Here is a 17,205-nt window from a genome sequence, read left to right on the forward strand (position 1 = left end):
GAGCCAATGCTCCAAGACTGGAACACGCTACCAAGTACAGTGACGGAGGCTTGTTGCGATTTTCGAAAGAGAGGATTGACGACAAGGCCAGAAAGGCTGCTAACACGAAAAGCGGCTGCGCCAGCATGGTTAGGATTGGATGCTGGAGCGCTCCAGTTGCGAGCAGCGTAATCGCGCAGGCGCCGAGCAAGTGGGAAACGCTGAGTCGTAGGGCGGCGTGGCCGTGGTCAAATTGCGTGCAGGCGAAGACAAGAAGCAAGCCGCTCACGAACGCGACCAAGCCTCCCGCTGCTGTCAATGTCCCGAAGTCAACCGTCATGGGAGTCCTATGCCCGACAAATGTCGTCTGCGTTTGACGGAACTTCGTCAAGAAAAGCGGCGCAGTAGCTATTTGCCCCCATCTTCTTAACAGAGTAGCGTGTACGGACAAAGCCTTAGAAGTGGCAAATCAATTCCCTAAATATTGATGGGTCGAATGGCGTCGACCCACAACCTCCTGGAAGCATGGATCGGATCCGAACTCTGGCCCGCATTGTGGGAGGGAGTCCCGGAGCATGCCGGTTACATGCGGGATTCAGAGGTAGAGTCGCCTGCTCCGGAAAAGGATCGACTTTTCCGGCGAGCCTCGTACCTTATGTAGGTTTCAAAGCAAAGGGTGGTGTCAACCTGGCCTAGACCGCCTCTCGCGGCGGCGTGCCATCACCGGAGAAGTAGTCTGTTCAGATCAGGTTCGAGTGCTACGCTGCGAACATGCCTGGCGCAAACTGGCCGGCTTCGGGACCTAGCCAATTGACGCGGCCCACAGACTGTCTAAGCGATCGATGGCAGCTTCGCTGAATTCGGCCGTGCGTTCCCAGTAGCGGCCATCCTCGACGAAATAGCCCAGATTTGTCTCGAGCGACTGCGCCAGCGATACGGCGTCGCGATCAATCAGCCTCGCCAACGCCCCGCGAAGTCCGTCGATCGCGCGAGGATTCATGCCGGCGACAAATTCAAGTGTCGCGCGGGGGAAGACCAGTCGACTTTCGGGGAGGCTGGAAAGGTTGAGGCAAATCGTTTCACCTCGCAAAGCTGTCACGAAGAGGCGGCTCGACTTTGCTTCCAGGCTCCGCAACGTAACATCCTGCCGAAGGGGGTCGGCTGTGCCGTTGCCGTAAAAATGCGTGTGACCGGTCTTGGTATAGATCATGTCGCAGCCGAAGAAGGCCAGCACATCGGGCTTCAAGGTGTATAGCGCCCAATAGGCGGCAGTGAATGCCATGGTTCCACCGGCATAGACGAAACCCCCGAAAGCATTCTGCGCAGGAACGAATTCGCCTGACCTTACCGTCGTGGCCAATGCCGGCTGCGTCGAAGGCAGACGATCATTTGGGAAATCATCCGCATATATCAAATAGTCCCAGTCTGTGCGGATCGCCCAGGCGTTATTTATGGCCACTATGGATGTGAAGGGAGAGCGATCCCACTCACGACTGATGACAGCGTCGGGCGCGCTGCCAAGTATCAGAACAATCCTAGGCTGCTGGACGGCGGTATTCATGTCATCACGCGCGGTGTTGTCTTTGCTTCTTTCGTCCGTTTATACGTAGGATCTTCCCCTTTGGATCTTCGAGCATCGTCGGTCCTGGCAGGAAATGCCGCGCGCTATCGAGCTCTGCACGAGCCAGACCCCGGCCATATTCCGCGCAGCCAACTCCCGGTGAGCTGCGCGGACGGGCCTAGTCGAAATGGATAGGCTTCTTTTGCAGTGCCGAGGTCGCCATGGCCGAGGCATGACCGTGTGGCTGTTTCCGCCACGGCGGCATCGGCTTTGCGCAGGACCACCCCGTGCCCCGTAGACGCAGCCATGCGGCGGAGAGGTCGGGAAGTGGCTAACAACAACAGCGACAGTAGGTGTTTGGTCGGATATCCGCCTACATCCGACACCTTCATCATGGTGGATAGTTGCAGTCTAAGGATTCCTCCAAGCGCGCCATGCTGTCATCATTTGCGCCGCCTCGCGATAGGTCACCTGAGATGCATCCGATTGAAGGGCGCAACGGAAGGTAGGGCAAATGGGTGCAGCAAATACATCTCGGCAACAAGCAAACGCAGACGGTCCGCCCCGCAGCGCCCGTCAAAGGGCGCGTTGCAGCCCATGCTGATGATGGGGTGTAAGCTTGGGGCACGATGTCGCCGTTCGGAGGGACCGCCGAGGCGGCTTTGCCCAGACGCGACCGGAATGTGAATGTCTGGGCGAAGCCGCGAAACTAGATGCGCAAGATCGGACCAGCCGTCGATGAGATCGACGTCGAGTTGCAGTGAAATGATGGCGTATTCACCGAACACTACCGTGAGCGCATCGCTCATCGTGCGAGCTTCAAACACTCTGGAGCCGCCGTCGGCTAACAATCCCGCCAGCCGCATGGCGATCGGTGGCTGGTCTTCGACCAGGAATTGAACCATGGCTCGATCGTTCACTTGGCATCGGTCGTGACTTTCGGAGCCGCCGGAGCGCCTTACCGAACTGGGTCTGGAATCAACTTCTGGAAGATCGCATCGTTCTTCGCTCGCCATGCTTCATCTGCAAGCCACAGATATTCCTGGTCTGGCATCAAGGGAACGGCCTTGACGTCGGCGCTCGAGATGCGCAGGTAGAAGCTGGTCCGCTCTTGGTTGACCTGCAAATAGCGTAGGGGGACGACGATGCTGTCTTTGCCTGCGATGAAAAACCCGCCAGCGGCAACGACTGCGTAGTCCCATCGGTCCTTGGTACCGATCACAACATTTCGAACTTCGCCAACAATCTTGTCATCGGAACTGCGAACCTCGGAGCCGACAATCTCGTCGACACGCAGGCCGGGTCCAAGGTCGTCGAGATTGATGAGAGGACGTGCGTCTGGAGCATTGCGGTTGCCTTGGACTTCGCCACCCTGATGCTGCTGTGGTTCGCCTGCGGCCAGTTGTTCATCGGCCAGATCCTCGTCGTTACCCCCCAGCTTCGCCATTGATGGCGCGGCAATCAGTTGACGGATGTTGGCGAGCAGGCGCTCGCAATCGTCGTGCAAGCCGTAGGTCCACAGAACGAACGAGGCGTCCCTGAGGGTTCTCAGGTCACGAACGAGGTATCTATTTTCCGGCTTTCGCAACTCGGGGCTCTTGAGGACCGCCTCTTCGAGTTTCGCATCGGAGATGTTACAGACAGCGAACGCTGGTTCAGCACCAAGCGCGCAGAACAACGCCAACGGCGCTGCGATCCTGACCAATTTCATGATAGTTCCCCACAGGCGGCTTCTTGCTTTGACTTCGTGTGTCGAGCACGCCAATCGGGTGGAAATGTACCGCGGAACATTTGTACCAGCACGGTTCAACTGCCTGTGAGCATTTTGGTTCCAGCCGCCTACGACGAATGCTGGACGGAAGAACCGTGGCTCCCCATTGCGTCACAGGGCGCAGGCGAAGGCCTACGGGCCGGACCCTGGCTACTCCTTCCAGCATCCAACACGAGCGAAGTGTAATATTGCCGACAGTGCTCCAGCATCAGGCCCCGCGTGTGATTGTCATCGACCGACGACGCTGTTGAGGGCGATCTTTGCCCGAACCGGGTCCCTGACGAGGGAGCATCAAGATGCGGCCGGTTGGTTCGGGGCATTTTGACCTTAGATGTTAGTGTTGGAGATGATTGCAAAGACAAGTCTGCATTCGCTAGTGCAGGAAAGCCATCAAAGCGATCTGCCGAGATTGAAGATCTCCCGGCGGGAGACGCCTGTCCGAAGTATGGCCGCGCGATCAGCAGCGGCATCGAGCTTGGTTCAACACGCTGAACGAGGCCTACGTGAAAGCCCGTTATTCCAAGCACTACCAGATAAGTGAAGAGGCACTTATCTGGTAGGGCGAGCGCACAGTCAAACTTCACAAGTGCGCACAACAGCTCTGCCTCGAACATCTGGCGCGCATGAGGGATGCCGCTGGTGCCTAACAGGCCTTGGCCGATCAACCCTCGTCGGGCAATCCGCGAAAGCGGACACCTGTCCGGAGTGCTTCGGGTCATCGTGTCGACGGGAACGGTCTACCGACGGGGAAAGATGGCAGGCCTGCAATCCAGATTGACGGATACGTTTCTGCGACACCAAATTTCCTTCGGCGCGCATTGTCGGGTTTTTCGTGGCTCGAAGGGTACTCCCACCCGAACATGGCATGTTCGAGTGAACAGCTATCGTAGCGCTTTCCGCCATCCCCATGCCCGTGCATCACTTTCCGAGCAGAACCATCGCTCGCCGAACTCCGGCCGGATGATTGTCTCGGAATAGTGCTCCTGGCCAGCCAGTATTGATTGAGATGTTGCCTTTGATGTTGCAACGAGAACCAGGCATCGGAGCGTGGGTTAGCTTATCTGCTGTTGGGCCTGACGTTGGCGATGAGTTTTCCCAATAGACTGTTCCAAGTCGTGATTTTCGTTTTTAGCGCTGCCGCCGTTCTAGAGCTTCTCCAGACCATCGATCCCGGTCGCCACGCTGGTTTCGTTGATGCGTTCGTCAAAGCTGCCGCCGGCGTTGTGGGCATAGCCGCAGGGTGGACTATCTTGAGGGCATTGAAGATGGTCCGAGATGCAGGCTTGAGACGCGGCAGTGAGTGCCAAGCTGCTGTAGCACTGCAGATTCAGAACGACCGGTGATTTCACGGCGCTTCGACTGAAGTGAGGCGGGCGCTTTGAATGAGCACTACAATGGCCGGCTTCTCGAAAGTGCATCGATCAGGCCGCTATCGACATCGTTGTGAGTGCCGCGATCTCGAAATCGGCGGCTAACGATGCGTTCACAGGCTTCACTCCGGAGGCTGCCGCGGAGATGATGGGGACGTGGAGCGCGGTCATTTCGATCGAGCGCTTCTAAACAGTTCTTTGATTGCATGGGTCTAAGGTGGCCGAAAATCTGCCTTCATCATCACGAAAAGCTGGACGGGTCCGGCTACCCGGATGGCTTAAAGGACGGACATGTCGGTGCCGCCAAGCGATCTTCAAAGTCAATCTCCAACGAATCAGGCGATACTATTTCTGTGTCCAACACTTGAAGACCTAGTACATGCCTACTGTGATTTTGCGATGCCCTGAACCTAAGCCTCGCATTTCCCTCGCCGGGCCCGGCTGAGGTTCAACAATCACGCCCTTCGATGCGAAAGAAATCCAATACGGCGTGCCGTGAATTTCTTGTATCGGGCCACGATCGAACACCCTTATGTTCGTGCTTGGAGACCGCTCAGTGCCATTTCGATTCGTCCACACTGCCGACATTCATCTCGACTCGCCGCTGCGCTCGCTGGCGATGCGAAATCCCGACCTTGCCGAACTCGTCGGAGACGCCAGCCGCCAGGCATTTGTCTCGATCGTGGATCTCTGCCTTGCGGAACGTGTCGATGCCCTGGTCATTGCCGGCGATCTTTACGATGGTGATCAGACATCGATGAAAACCGCGCGCTTCCTGGCCTCGCAGATGACACGACTTCATCAGGCCGGCATCAAGGTGCTCAAGATCCGTGGCAACCATGACGCCATGTCGCGGATATCGAAACAGCTGGTGTTCCCGGATACGGTCACGATCTTCGGCGGCCGTCCCCAGTCCGTGCTGCAGACAGCCGGCGGGCTTGACGTCATGTTCCATGGCTTGAGCTTTGCCAATCCCAAGGCGCCGGACAGTCTGCTGCCCAAATATCCGGCTGCTCGTGAAGGCGCGGTCAATGTCGGCATCATGCACACAAGCCTGGCCGGATCGCCCGGCCACGACGTCTACGCGCCCTGCAGCGTCGCTGACCTGCACAGCCATGGCTTTGACTACTGGGCGCTTGGGCACATCCATGTGCGCCAGGTCCACCCCGGGGCGAGCACGGTGGTGATGCCGGGAATTCCGCAGGGCAGGGACATCAACGAGGCCGGAAGGAAATCCGCCACCCTGGTCACGATACGAGATGACCGCACCGTCGAGATGGAGGAGAGGCTGACCAGTGTCGCGCAATTCGAGCGGGTGAACGTCGACCTGACCGGAACGGTGGAATGGTCCGAGGCCGTCGGGCGAGTCCGCTCCGCGCTCGAAGATATGCGCGCCTCCGTCAGGTCCCGTCACGTTGTGGTCCGTCTCGGCCTGACCGGGACATCGCCCTTGTCCTGGGCGCTGATCCGCGACCGCGACCTGCTGCTCGCGGAAGCCGAGCAGGTTGCGGAGCAGACCGGGGACAGCTGGGTGGAGAAGCTCGAACTTACCGTCTCTCCAGCCGCAGCTGAAACACCCGAAGGCATCGCGGATCCGGTTTTCGAACTCGCTCAGTCCATGCGCGCCGACGCCGGCTCTGAAGCGTTCCGTGCCGAGGCGAGGGCGCTCGTCCAGAAGATGATCGCGGACCTGCCTCCTGACGGGCGCGACTTCGCCGGCAAGGACGAGGCCGGGCTGGAACTGTTCCTCGACAGGGCGCTTGCCAGCGGCGCAGACCTCGTCACCGCCCGTCTCAAGGCCAGCGGTGCGCCATGAGGCTGCGGCGCCTTGACCTCATTCGCTATGGCAAGTTCACCGGCAGGACGATCGACTTCGGGTCAAAACCGGACTCAGGACCCGACCTGCACATCGTCTTCGGCCTGAACGAAGCTGGCAAGTCGACCGCGCTTTCCGGCTATCTCGACCTGCTGTTCGGCATCGAGGAACGCAGCCGCTACAATTTCCTGCACGAGTATAGCGCCATGCGAATCGGCGGGGTGCTCGAACTCGGCGGCGCGGAGCACGCGTTTACCCGCACGAAACAGCGCACTAATTCCTTGTTGAACGCGACTGGCCAACCGGTCAGCGAAATGGCGATATCAGCACATCTCGCCGGGCTGTCTCGCGACGCCTACGCGACCATGTTCTCGTTGGACGACGAGACGCTGGAGGCCGGTGGAAAATCAATCCTGGAGTCGCGCGGCGACCTCGGCAAGCTGCTGTTCACGGCGAGCGCCGGGCTGGGCCATGCGAGCGACACGCTGAGCGCGCTCGAGGCCGAGGCCGACGGGCTTTATCGCAAGCAGGCGCATGGAACCGAACTGGCACTGCTCAAGAAACGCCTTACGGACCTGAAATCGCGCCGCGATCAGATCGACACCCTGGCATCGACCTATGAGGGGCTCGAGGCCGAACGTCTCGACGCCCAGGAAAAGTACAACCACAGCATCGCCGAACGGTCGGTGCTGTCGGCCAGGCTCGACGCCATTGCGAAATATCTGCGTGCGATCCCGATCCTTGCCGATATCCGACGCAAGAAAGCCCAGCTAGCCGCGTTGCCCGAGATTGCTTCACCGTCACGGACCTGGGCGGGCAGTGTCACTGAGATGATCGATGACGACGCCAGCCTGAGAACCCGGCTGGCTGCAAGCGTCGACGAACTCGACAGAGTGATGACCAAGATCGCCTCGGTCGACGTCGACGAAGTGATCCTCGCGATCTCCGAACGCGTTCGCGGCCTGGCCGACCGCAAGGTGCGCCACGTCTCGGCGGGCCTCGACCTGCCAAGTCGCAGAACGGAGTTGCAGATCCTCGACAATGCCGTGAGGAGCTCCCTTGCCGCCCTGGGACGAGCCCCCGAGGCAGACCCTGCCAAGCTGCTTTTGCCTGCTGCAACCATCGGGGCTGTTCGCACGATGATCGAGCAGCGATCCGGGATTGCGACCGGTCTGCGCGTCGCGCGCGACGAGGCCGCGGCAGCCATCGATGCGCTCCAGGCGGCACGCGAGCGGGTTGGCGAGGAACGGGCGGTACCCGAGCCTGCCAGGGCAAGGCTCGCCTCAGCTTTGTCGGCGGCTAGGGCCAGTGGGCACCTAAGCGAAATCAAGGGGGCACGCGAGGCCGCGGATGTCGGTGCAATTCGGTGGGAGGCCGCGGTCGGGCGTTTGCATCCCTGGTCGGGCGATGCCGCGACGTTGGCCAGGATCGCCATTCCGAATGCCGGACAGCTTGGCGCATGGAAGGCGCTTGCAACCGAGCTCGGGAAGGGCAGGGCCGTCCTTTCCGAACGTCTTGCCGAATACCTGGGCAATCACGATTTGCTTTCAGCACAGCTGGACGCGCTTCGTGCCACGGTCGCGGTCAGCGACGATGAAGCGGCCGCCGCCATTCGCCGCGCCCGCGACGAGGCCTGGGCGCGACATCGCGATCAGCTCACTGGCGAAACGGCGGATATTTTCGTACGAGCGATGGCTCGCGACGATAGCGTTGGGGCAGGCCGCCTGGCCAACGCGCGCGAACTCGTGGAGATCCGCGCGACAAGCCGCGGCCTCGCTGAAGCCGCGGCAGCCATCGCCCATGCGCGCGACCAACTTGCCCGCAACGGCGCGGAGCGGCAGACCCTGCTCTGTGACATTCGCGCAGCGGCAAGAGACTTGCTCGCAGACGGTCTGGAAACTTCACCCGAACGTTTGATCGGACTGATCGAGGAGCGCATTGCTGCCCGGGTCGATGCGCTCGCGGCCTCCGAGGAGATCGAGCTTTCAGGCAAGAAGGCCGAGCGGGCGGTCGACGAGGGAAACCGAATACGCCTGGAGCTGAGCGGGGCGCTGGCCAGCGTCGGCGTCGGCTCGGATCCCGGCGACAGTCTGGAGACGGTCATGGCCGTCGCGCAGCTGTTCCTCGACAGGCAGTTCAAGATCGACGCCGAGCGCAGCGAAGCGCTCAAGACGGTCGGCACAAGACAGGAGGATCTGGCTGCCAGGCGCCGAGCCGTCGAAGTCGCGGAGCGACGCGAGGACGAGTGGCTGGCCGAAATTGCCCAAGCGCTCAAGGGCACCTGGCTGGAGAGCGGCATATCGGCGCCTGGCATTGGCGGCGTCCTTGATCAATTGGCCGACCTCGACAAAGGTCTTCAAGACAGGGACGCCATGCGGCTGCGCATCGAGAAGATGGAAGCGGACAGGGACAATTTCCTGGTCGAGGTCAGCGCCGTTGCGGCCGAAGCGGGTGAGGCGGCGACCGTCGAAGATCCGGAACAGCTGGCGGTCCGGCTTGCCGAGCGCCTTGAGCGCGCCGAACGCTCACGCGAGGCCAAGGCGAGCCTCGTCAACGACCTGCAGCGTCTGCAGGATGCGCGCGAGATCCTCGATGCTGAAATTTCGGCACATGAGCGCCGCAAGGACGAGGTCCTAGGCGTCTTTGGCGTGGCTACTCTGTCCGAAGTCGTGCGACGCGACGAGTTGCTGCGCGACAGGGACCGTCTGCGCACAGCGGTCGCCGACCTTGACGTGCAGGTTGCGTCCGAGCTCGCGGTGGAAGGGTTCGAGCAGGCGCGCTCGATTTTGGATGCTCTCGATCTGAATAGCCTTGCAATCGAAAGGGCTGAAAGTGAGCAGCGGCTTCGCGCTTCTGACGATGTGATCCAGCAACAGCTCATTCGGCAAACGCGGGCCGCCGACAAGCTGGACGCCATTGGCGGCGACAGCGCTGTTGCCCGTATCGATGCGGAACGGCGCACCGTCCTGCTGGACATCGAAGACAAGGCCGTCCGCTACATCGAGTTGAAACTGGGCGTCATGGCTGCCGGCAACGCTCTGCGCGTCTACCGCGAGCGTCATCGCTCCGGAATGATGGCGCGGGCATCCGACGCTTTCGCGCTGATGACGCGCGGCCAGTACTTAGGCTTGACAACCCAACCGGTCAAAGGCGGTGAAGTGCTCATCGCATTGCAGCGCGACGGCCAGTCCAAGGTCGCCGACGCGCTGTCAAAGGGCGCGCGTTTTCAGCTTTACCTGGCGCTCAGGCTTGCCGGATATTACGAGTTCGCGCAGTTCAGGCCCTCCGTGCCATTCATCGCCGACGACATCATGGAGACCTTCGACCATGTCCGGTCAGAAGAGGTTTTCCGGTTGTTCGGTGAGATGGCGGGTGCCGGCCAGGTGATCTACCTCACGCATCATCAGCACCTGTGCGAGATCGCCAAGACGGTTGTCCCGGGCGTGGCGATCCACGAGCTCGGATGAGACTCGAAACCGGCTCCTGTCTGCCACGATAAAGACGGCAGCTTTGCGCCGCAGAACGCAATCTGGAATGTGTCGATCCCGCGCCCTCGGCGAACTGGTGGCTGCACGCAGGGGCAGCAATCTCCCGACTCGACGCTGATCATGCTTGCCTCGTGGCGAGTCGCCCATCGACTCCGGCGACGCTCCAGCCACTGGACGTTGATCCATATACGAAGACACCGCCGAATGGGCTCGCTCTCTCCTATCAGGATCGGGCGACCGACAGCCGTACGCCGGACTTCATAGCCACGGTCAATCCGGGCGTGGTCTGCACATCTGGTACGAAGATTGCCGAGTACGGTGGCGCCGATGCGAATGATCGCAACGTGGCGCTTCTCATCAGCAACCCTCGCTCAAGCCGAGATCGGTGCCAGATCTGGTTAGACGACGCAGGTGGCTCCGACCATCCTGCAGGCACTTGGCTATGACGAGAACGAACTCCAGGCTGCGAAGCTCGAAGGCGCCCAGAACCTGCCGGTGACACCGTTCAGAAGCCTGTCGCCACTAGACCTTGGGCTTGCGCTTTGCAGGAGCTGTTTTTTAGTAGAGGTCGGCTGCGGTTTGCGTCCTAGCCCAGCCGCCTTAGCAAGCGTTGATCTTGGAGCCGCGCCAATTGCACGGATTGCGACCCGTGTAGGCTACGAGACCAAGGCCCGCGTTTTCGAGGCTGTTCCAGCTGTCAACTGGCCGTTGTCGAGCGGTTCGCCGGTCTGACAGTGGCCGAAGGCAAGTCGGCGTTCTGGAAAGCGGAAGTCGCCGGACTGACCTCGCCAAGCTGGCTTCTGGCTTGATCACAGGCGCGACGACTGCGTTCGCGAGGTTGGCATATATTCTGGGCCGGGCTTCGAAGGCGGACCCTCCGGTCCGCCTTCAAGTGACCGTGGCTCGGGCCGCTACCTATCACTGAATGATCTTGACGATCTTACGGGTGCCGGGATCAACCACCACGGTTCGGTTGTCGACCACGACGTAACGATATTTGACGTTGGGCACTTCATGAAGCTCGACGGTATCGGGCAGAGCCGTGCCGACATTCAGTTCCACGCCGGGAAGCTTCACGGAAGCCAGCGGCTGCTTGTGCACATACTCCTTGATCACGGTCTCCTGCTCAGGCTGAATGACCACATCCTGAGCGGCGGCAGCGCCAACACCGGCAAGCAGCAAAAGTCCCGCCGCGGCAGTGGTAAGATGCATTCTCATGATTGTCTCCTTTCCCTTGCGAGTAACCCTGCCTCTACGCCGCTTGATGGCGTTCGCAGCCGGGTTTCCTGGTCGTAAACGCCATCGGACATGGCTTGTTCCTGGAAAATTTGCTTTGCCGGTTTTGCCAAATCCCCTGGAACAAAGTTTTTCAGATGAGGTTTACCCGGGAAGGGACTGACGTTTTCGAGGAGACTTCTCATGAAACATATTCTGATCACCAGCATGCTCGCCCTCAGCGTTGGGTGTGGGGCGGCCCTAGCTCAGACACAGCCAGCCGAAACCCAGTCGGGTGCCGACGCCAATTGCGCGGCCGGCGCGGCCGACTGCCAGAAGGGTTCGAAGATGAAGATGGGTGACCAGGGCAAAGCCAAGCTCCAGACGGACCAGCAGGCCCAGGGCAAGCCCAAGCTCAAGACCGACCAGCAAGCCAAGGTCAAGGCAGGTGCGACCACCGATCAGCAGGCCCAGGGGAAAGCCAAGCTCCAGAAGGACCAGCAGGCCCAGGGCAAGCCCAAGCTCCAGACCGACCAGCAGGCCAAGGGCAAGGCAGGTGCCACCACCGATCAGCAGGCCCAGGGCAAGACCAAGATGCAGACGGACCAGCAGGCCCAGGGCAAGCCCAAGCTCAAGACCGACCAGCAAGCCAAGGGCAAGGCAGGTGCCACCACCGATCAGCAGGCCCACGGCAAGACCAAGATCCAGACCGACCAGCAGGCTCAAGGCAAGACCTCGACACGGACCGACCAGGGGTCGACTGGTTCCATCACCAACGTCACTGTCGAACAGAAAACCCAGATCACGCAGGTCATCAAGGAGGCCAGGGCCGACCCGGTGCCCAATGTCGATTTCGACATTTCGGTCGGCATACAGGTTCCCCGCCACAAGGTTCGGCTGCATCGTCTGCCGGCGCGTATCGTCAAGATCATGCCAGCCTATGAAACCTACGAGTATTTCGTGCTGGCCGACGGTCGGATTGTGATCGTCGATCCGGATACGCTGAAGATCGTCCTTATTCTGACATGACTTGGTCAACGCTCCGAGCCGCCCACCACCGATAGGTGGCGGGCGGTTCGGACGCAAACCAGCGTCTTTAGCCGTATTTGCGCAAGTCGCAATGTGCCAGGCAAGGCCTGAAGTTCAGCTATCTGGACGTCAAAGCTGGATTTCAGCGCCCGCCTGTTCGTCGAACAAAACTGGGCATCCTCGCGCAAGCGCCACCGCGGACAGGGCGTTTGCCACCACATGGTCCGGTGATATGAAGTCTCCGGTTAGCACCCGCAACTCTTCCACGCCTTCAGCCATTGAGACAAAATTTCCGACCGCTCGATCGTGCTTGCAGGCCTCGACCACGTAAAGCAGATCGACCATTTCGAAGCTGTGCATGTTCAGCCTCCAATAAGATTCGTCCGTTGCAGGATCACGAAACGCATTGAGTAATATTGTGTTCCCGCCCGGCTCGAGGTGCATCCCGAGCACCCACCCGAGCGGCTGATAATCCATAAGCCCGTGAAGGTCGACGGCAAGATCGCCTGGTGCACGGAACGGTTCCGTGGGTTGCGAATGTCTTATGGGCCGCTTCACCTACCAGCGAGGCTGGTAGGTCGTCGGCGTCCTGCCGAGCTCAAACAATACACAACGAAAGCATATTAAGATCGACTGATGGAGCGTCGGAACCGAAACCCGTTCGCGAACTTGTCGCGAGATGAGCACACGCAACATAGATTTCCTCGATCGATGGATCACCAACGACGTCCCCCGAGACGACGAAGGCGGCTGTCATCTCCGTCGACGAACTGACACACAAGCTGATCGCCGATGCCAAGGCGCTCGGCATCAAGCGGGAAGAGATCGACGAAGAGGTCGACAGACTCTACCGCACCCTACTCGAGTCCATCGTGTACCATGAATCCGGCACTCCAGTGACTGGCCAAGGAGGCGAATCGATCTGCGAATTGACTGGCAAAATTTGAATTTAAGCATACCGTGAATTGTCGCCCGCCTCTAACGGCAAACGGGTGCTTGGAAGTCAACTCAGGTGCTCCCGCCCAACAAACGCGGGAGGAACCTGTGGCCCAAGCTGATTTGCTCGATGCCGATCATATTTCCGCCTTCGATTGCGATGTCATTCGCAATGCCTTCAGAACGTGGGTACTCGAAGAGAATATCCCGGAGGATCGCTGGCGGGGCAGCGCGGCACAAATGATCCGAGACTTTACCGGATTTCCGGATGTGGACCCCAAGGTGCTGGATTGGATAGTGCGGAAGTAGCACTATCTGACCCAGCACCCGTCCATGCCTTGACACTTTCCCAGTCTGTTCCTTCCCTGACGTTGCAAGGCGGTGTGCGGACGCGTCTTCGTCAAATCGACGATCCCCGACTTGGTGCGGCGGTTCGAGTTTGCCGAACCCGGCGACATCGGGCGCATGGGAAATGGCTTTCCAATATGGAACGGCGCGCGAAGCCTCGTGTACCCCATCTTCGTTCGCGAAGAGCTTTCCACGAGCATGGCTGGCTTCGTGTCGGCGAGGTGAGGCCTTATCCCCGGCTGGGCTCGAGAAGGCAGCGGCCTGCCGCCGCCCGTGAACACACGCTGCGAGACCATCGCCTCCAATGGTATGTTCCGCAAGGCCTAAGCCTCTCGCCGCTGCCTGGTGCCAGTCGACGGCTACTTCGAATCGCAGAAGCTCGACCCATCGGGCAAGAAGAAGCATCCCTATGCCATGGCGATGGAGTCTGGCGAACTCTTTGCCATAGCCGGCATATGGGAAGAGTACACCGACAAGGCGACTGGTGAGCTGGTGCGCACATTCGCCATTGTCAGCTGTGAGCCGAACGCGCTGATCGCCACCATCCATGATCGTATGCCCGTCATCCTGCCGCCGTCCCATCACATGCGCTGGCTTGGTCCGGTGTCCGATACGCGCGACTTGATGAAGCCATTTCCATCAGAGCTGATGAAGATGTGGCCAAACCTACCAACAACACGCCAGACATCAGCGACGAGATCGGCCTCGGGCCGACCGACCTCTTCGATGTCTGATGCCAGAAAACGGTTAAAGGATATCACCGACCAGGATGCTCCGTTGATCCTTTGGAATGGCGCAGGTCCGGCGCGGCCGCCCGCGGCTGGGTAAGTAAGATAGCCGGCTAGGCTCCTGATGCCCCAAAGAGCCACCGAGCCGGCCGTCCCCAAAGGGTGGGTAAGCCTACAGACGCTTGAAATCGGGAAGCCCTAGGCGCCGTCGCTGCCCTTCAGCGAAAGCCAGTGCGAAAGATTCCATTTCGAAAGACCGGGTTAGTTCTTGGTCTTCCTCGACCACGCGGACAAACCATTCTCCGCAGGCTTCGACCACTTCAACGCAAGGGCGAATTTTGCTGCTAGGCATCACGCTATCCATCGCAGGCTGCTTAGAAAGCAATGGTGAACGCCGGGCATTATATGGTCCGAAATTTGCCCTCGCAATAAAAAAAGACATGCCGGCCAACCCTTGCCAGCACCATCGAATTCAGGAATATAGTCCTCCGTTGCGGCGACCCCTTCAATAGAGATCGCCATGTCAAAGACCCTGGCAGAAACGCTTGCCGCCAACGAGTCGCTCAGCATCACTTGCGGGCATCCAGCGTGCTGCAAGTCGACAAAGCTCGATATCCAGGCGCTTATCGATCGGCTCGGCCCGGACCACGGTTCGATGCATTGGGATCTGGCCGAGCTGTTCGCCTGCAACGCATGCAAGGCCGAAGGACGCGACCGCCGGCCTGTGTTCTTCACGGTTGTTCCTGATTACGACGGCATCCAGGCGAAGAGCAATCGCGACTGGAAGCCGACGTTCGATCGAAGCTGAAGGCCAATATGCCTCATAGTGGATCAGTATGTTTGGCACCGCAATTGCTCTAGTCTAACGCAGCAGAGGTAAGCGAAAACCTCTGCAAGCCCCTGTCACCCCTGGGGCCGGCCCGCCGCTGCCGTGAATGGAGCGGCGGGTTTATCTTGCCTGCGATAGAACCAATGCCGGAACGATTCGCGGATGCACTCGTTCAGTCGAGGGGGGGGACAACTAATGGTTGATAGGCAAGACAAGCCGAACGCTGACAACGCTTATCTCGTGCGCCGGCTGGTAAACGAAACCGGCATTACCGAAGCGCAAGCCCACGAGCTTATCAGCTTCCTCGGGCTCAATTGGACATCCCTGGTGCGAGAAGCGCGGCTTTTGAAGAGGCCTTGAATCTCTACGGGTGGGTTTGGCTGGGCTTCCAGTCCGCGGCGATCGTATCAAGGGCCATCCTTATGTCGTCCGGACTGTCGATGCCGCCGCCGAAAAGGACGATCAGACGACGCGCCAAATGCTCGCGCGCAGGGTGCGAGCCTTCAATTCCGGCTTGCTCGCAATATTCGTCTAAAATTCTGGTGAGTGTTGCCAACTGGGTTTCGTCAGCCGTTCCGCGGAGCGTCATCGCGCGTACTCCCTAAAGGGCGAAAGCGTGATCCACTCTTTCAAGCGCCCGTTTGCCGTGAAAAACCGCGAGGGGTTCTGTTTTGCAGCGGCGCGCTATCCATTGGGCTCTCGGCCAACTTGACCGACCGCCACTGCTTTAGCCAGAGGGACTTCTTTTTGCTTGCCAATAGCGCTTCGCGATCATCATCATTGGCGATGGGTTGGCCATGCGTCGCAGCAATGGCATAGTCGGCTCTGTTCGTTCGATAATCCGTATGGACAGTCATTTGTTTGATCTCCCTAACGTGATCAACGCGTCGGGGCTCTTAGCGGTTCCGCTGATAGACGTCGAGAAATAGCCGGCGCCCTCCACTGGAGGCTGTCTGAATTCGCGCCGGCCGGACGGGATTGGGGTCCCGCCGCCGCATATCGTTAGCTGATTCTAAAATATCGAGGAATGGTGCGAGCACGGACTACGCTTTGGCTTTTCGCTTAGCAGGCGCCTTTTTGACTGATGCAGGCTAGTGGCCAAGACCGCTAGCCTTCGCGAGCGCAATCGCGAGTGGAAGCTGACTTTCGAACGGACGGCAAAGCCGGCTTGACGGAATATTAGTCGCCTCTAAATGTTTGTGTTGCGGCAGGTGTTGGCCTATCCATCGCCTGCTGAAGATTGGGGCGGCAACCCCTGATCGGCCCGCGTTCTCTCCCCGAGGCGCGGGCTTTCAACTGCCCCACGGACGCGATGACCGACAAGCCAGCCTCCACATACCTCGTCAGCGTCTTCGACATGCCGCAGTGGCGGACGATCCTGACCTCATCGGACAAGGGAGAGGCCGAGGCGCTTGAACAGGCGATGGTCCAGGACGGAGTTAAGAAGGGATCGAGGAGATCACACCGAAGCCGAAGAAGCGGTGGGTTTCGTCATGAAACACAGACCATCGACAACCGGTTTCACCAAACCTCTCGCTGCCGACACTACGCGGCTGCTCGAGCTGGAGACCGATAGCGGCCCGATCGAGCTGGCCATGAACAGGCTTGTCGCGGAGCGCCTCATGGCTGCTGGCGTTGAATTTCTGCAGGCCGGTGAAGGCGACGACGAGCCAACATAAGCGGTCGAGCGTTCGCAGTAGACAGCGCAAACGACCGGAGGCCGACGTTTGTATGTAGAAGATGGCCGGCGCCAGTTGGGAGCTGGGTGGCTTTGGGATTGACGCCGGCCAAAGCGGACATCGGGCCCGCCGCCCCGCACACATCGCCGATTCGTTGAGCTGCCGTTATGGTGTGATCGCGAAAGCCTAAGCGCCCCCCTCAGTCTCACTGTCTTCATCCCGTTGCCGAACGCGGAGAACGGGGAGATAGGCGTTCGTTTCCAGCCACTCACGCAAAACAATCTGAATCAGCTCCGCCCGGCCTATCTTCATCTCAGCAGCGATGGAGTTCAGGGCGTCTTCGGTCGCCTGATCGAGCGAAACATCGGTTACATTTCGAAGCTTAGGGCCGCCCGCCGAATTGTGAGAGCGTCATATAGGACCTCGGGAAGACCGGAACCGTGTGCTTCAGCGCTC

16 protein-coding genes and 1 pseudogene are annotated in these 17,205 nt (G+C 59.8%); 8 read left to right on the top strand and 9 right to left on the bottom strand.

Going from position 1 to position 17,205, the window contains the following annotated elements; translation table 11 throughout:
• From OOJ09_RS31150 to OOJ09_RS31165, 4 genes are all read right to left on the bottom strand, one after another.
• Positions 1-319: hypothetical protein (locus tag OOJ09_RS31150; RefSeq protein ID WP_269908889.1), on the bottom strand; the 319-nt coding region annotated here is incomplete at its 3' end.
• A 462-nt stretch (positions 320-781) separates the two neighbouring features.
• Positions 782-1,540, bottom strand: a complete 759-nt coding sequence (locus OOJ09_RS31155; protein ID WP_269908890.1) for a hypothetical protein — start codon at positions 1,538-1,540, stop codon at positions 782-784.
• 467 nt (positions 1,541-2,007) lie between these two features.
• Positions 2,008-2,445, bottom strand: coding sequence for a hypothetical protein (locus OOJ09_RS31160; protein ID WP_269908891.1), 438 nt, complete (start codon positions 2,443-2,445; stop codon positions 2,008-2,010).
• Between the two features lie 53 nt (positions 2,446-2,498).
• Complete coding sequence (locus OOJ09_RS31165) at positions 2,499-3,251, bottom strand: PRC-barrel domain-containing protein (protein WP_269908892.1); 753 nt, start codon at positions 3,249-3,251, stop codon at positions 2,499-2,501.
• 488 nt (positions 3,252-3,739) lie between these two features.
• Between OOJ09_RS31165 and OOJ09_RS32035 the strand changes: the two are divergent.
• The 3 genes and pseudogenes from OOJ09_RS32035 to OOJ09_RS31180 all read left to right on the top strand — a co-directional run.
• Positions 3,740-3,958: pseudogene (locus tag OOJ09_RS32035) on the top strand (nucleotidyltransferase); the annotation flags it as partial.
• Positions 3,959-5,237: 1,279 nt separating this feature from the next.
• Complete coding sequence (locus OOJ09_RS31175; protein WP_269908893.1) at positions 5,238-6,497, top strand: metallophosphoesterase family protein; 1,260 nt, start codon at positions 5,238-5,240, stop codon at positions 6,495-6,497.
• Positions 6,494-9,964 (top strand): AAA family ATPase, encoded by a 3,471-nt coding sequence (locus OOJ09_RS31180; RefSeq protein ID WP_269908894.1) that lies wholly within the window; start codon positions 6,494-6,496, stop codon positions 9,962-9,964. Before OOJ09_RS31175 ends, OOJ09_RS31180 begins: the two co-directional genes overlap by 4 nt.
• Before the next feature lie 939 nt (positions 9,965-10,903).
• Here OOJ09_RS31180 and OOJ09_RS31185 read toward each other — a convergent pair.
• A complete protein-coding gene (locus OOJ09_RS31185) occupies positions 10,904-11,203 on the bottom strand; it encodes a DUF1236 domain-containing protein (RefSeq protein ID WP_269908895.1) in 300 nt (99 codons plus the stop codon).
• Positions 11,200-11,406, bottom strand: a complete 207-nt coding sequence (locus OOJ09_RS31190; protein ID WP_269908896.1) for a hypothetical protein — start codon at positions 11,404-11,406, stop codon at positions 11,200-11,202. The genes OOJ09_RS31185 and OOJ09_RS31190 overlap by 4 nt, the downstream gene beginning before the upstream one ends.
• Between OOJ09_RS31190 and OOJ09_RS31195 the strand changes: the two genes are divergently transcribed.
• Complete coding sequence (locus OOJ09_RS31195; protein WP_269908897.1) at positions 11,405-12,229, top strand: DUF1236 domain-containing protein; 825 nt, start codon at positions 11,405-11,407, stop codon at positions 12,227-12,229. The genes OOJ09_RS31190 and OOJ09_RS31195 overlap by 2 nt on opposite strands.
• A 129-nt stretch (positions 12,230-12,358) precedes the next feature.
• On the opposite strand, the gene OOJ09_RS31200 is transcribed toward OOJ09_RS31195, so the two are convergent.
• The gene (locus OOJ09_RS31200; RefSeq protein ID WP_269908898.1) at positions 12,359-12,589 is read right to left on the bottom strand and encodes a hypothetical protein; all 231 of its coding nucleotides are present in this window, start codon (positions 12,587-12,589) and stop codon (positions 12,359-12,361) included.
• Positions 12,590-13,273: 684 nt separating this feature from the next.
• Here OOJ09_RS31200 and OOJ09_RS31210 point away from each other — a divergent pair.
• From OOJ09_RS31210 to OOJ09_RS31220, 3 genes are all read left to right on the top strand, one after another.
• Positions 13,274-13,474: a hypothetical protein gene (locus OOJ09_RS31210; RefSeq protein ID WP_269908899.1), complete on the top strand. Its 201-nt coding sequence runs from the start codon at positions 13,274-13,276 to the stop codon at positions 13,472-13,474.
• Between the two features lie 384 nt (positions 13,475-13,858).
• Positions 13,859-14,341 carry an SOS response-associated peptidase gene (locus OOJ09_RS31215; RefSeq protein WP_269908900.1) on the top strand — a complete coding sequence of 161 codons (483 nt, stop codon included), beginning with the start codon at positions 13,859-13,861 and terminating at the stop codon, positions 14,339-14,341.
• Between the two features lie 420 nt (positions 14,342-14,761).
• Positions 14,762-15,049 (top strand): hypothetical protein, encoded by a 288-nt coding sequence (locus OOJ09_RS31220; RefSeq protein ID WP_269908901.1) that lies wholly within the window; start codon positions 14,762-14,764, stop codon positions 15,047-15,049.
• Between the two features lie 385 nt (positions 15,050-15,434).
• Here OOJ09_RS31220 and OOJ09_RS31225 read toward each other — a convergent pair whose 3' ends face one another.
• Positions 15,435-15,659 carry a hypothetical protein gene (locus OOJ09_RS31225; RefSeq protein ID WP_269908902.1) on the bottom strand — a complete coding sequence of 75 codons (225 nt, stop codon included), beginning with the start codon at positions 15,657-15,659 and terminating at the stop codon, positions 15,435-15,437.
• A gap of 40 nt (positions 15,660-15,699) precedes the next feature.
• Positions 15,700-15,927: a hypothetical protein gene (locus OOJ09_RS31230; RefSeq protein WP_269908903.1), complete on the bottom strand. Its 228-nt coding sequence runs from the start codon at positions 15,925-15,927 to the stop codon at positions 15,700-15,702.
• Positions 15,928-16,563: 636 nt separating this feature from the next.
• On the opposite strand from OOJ09_RS31230, the gene OOJ09_RS31235 reads away from it, so the two are divergent.
• Entirely contained in the window at positions 16,564-16,749 is a 186-nt protein-coding gene (locus OOJ09_RS31235; RefSeq protein ID WP_269908904.1) for a hypothetical protein, read from the top strand.
• Positions 16,750-17,205 lie beyond the last annotated feature (456 nt).

The organism is Mesorhizobium qingshengii (genome assembly GCF_027563465.1).
In the GTDB taxonomy this organism is placed as follows: domain Bacteria; phylum Pseudomonadota; class Alphaproteobacteria; order Rhizobiales; family Rhizobiaceae; genus Mesorhizobium; species Mesorhizobium qingshengii_A.

What these genes read in the sequence shown, in the direction of transcription:
- OOJ09_RS31195 (WP_269908897.1), top strand. Translation starts at nt 11,405, where the DNA reads ATGAAACATATTCTGATCACCAGCATGCTCGCCCTCAGCGTTGGGTGT.
- OOJ09_RS31190 (WP_269908896.1), bottom strand. Translation starts at nt 11,406, where the DNA reads ATGAGAAGTCTCCTCGAAAACGTCAGTCCCTTCCCGGGTAAACCTCAT.
- OOJ09_RS31155 (WP_269908890.1), bottom strand. Translation starts at nt 1,540, where the DNA reads ATGAATACCGCCGTCCAGCAGCCTAGGATTGTTCTGATACTTGGCAGC.
- OOJ09_RS31235 (WP_269908904.1), top strand. Translation starts at nt 16,564, where the DNA reads ATGAAACACAGACCATCGACAACCGGTTTCACCAAACCTCTCGCTGCC.
- OOJ09_RS31165 (WP_269908892.1), bottom strand. Translation starts at nt 3,251, where the DNA reads ATGAAATTGGTCAGGATCGCAGCGCCGTTGGCGTTGTTCTGCGCGCTT.
- OOJ09_RS31180 (WP_269908894.1), top strand. Translation starts at nt 6,494, where the DNA reads ATGAGGCTGCGGCGCCTTGACCTCATTCGCTATGGCAAGTTCACCGGC.
- OOJ09_RS31185 (WP_269908895.1), bottom strand. Translation starts at nt 11,203, where the DNA reads ATGAGAATGCATCTTACCACTGCCGCGGCGGGACTTTTGCTGCTTGCC.
- OOJ09_RS31220 (WP_269908901.1), top strand. Translation starts at nt 14,762, where the DNA reads ATGTCAAAGACCCTGGCAGAAACGCTTGCCGCCAACGAGTCGCTCAGC.
- OOJ09_RS31230 (WP_269908903.1), bottom strand. Translation starts at nt 15,927, where the DNA reads ATGACTGTCCATACGGATTATCGAACGAACAGAGCCGACTATGCCATT.
- OOJ09_RS31160 (WP_269908891.1), bottom strand. Translation starts at nt 2,445, where the DNA reads ATGGTTCAATTCCTGGTCGAAGACCAGCCACCGATCGCCATGCGGCTG.
- OOJ09_RS31200 (WP_269908898.1), bottom strand. Translation starts at nt 12,589, where the DNA reads ATGCACAGCTTCGAAATGGTCGATCTGCTTTACGTGGTCGAGGCCTGC.
- OOJ09_RS31225 (WP_269908902.1), bottom strand. Translation starts at nt 15,659, where the DNA reads ATGACGCTCCGCGGAACGGCTGACGAAACCCAGTTGGCAACACTCACC.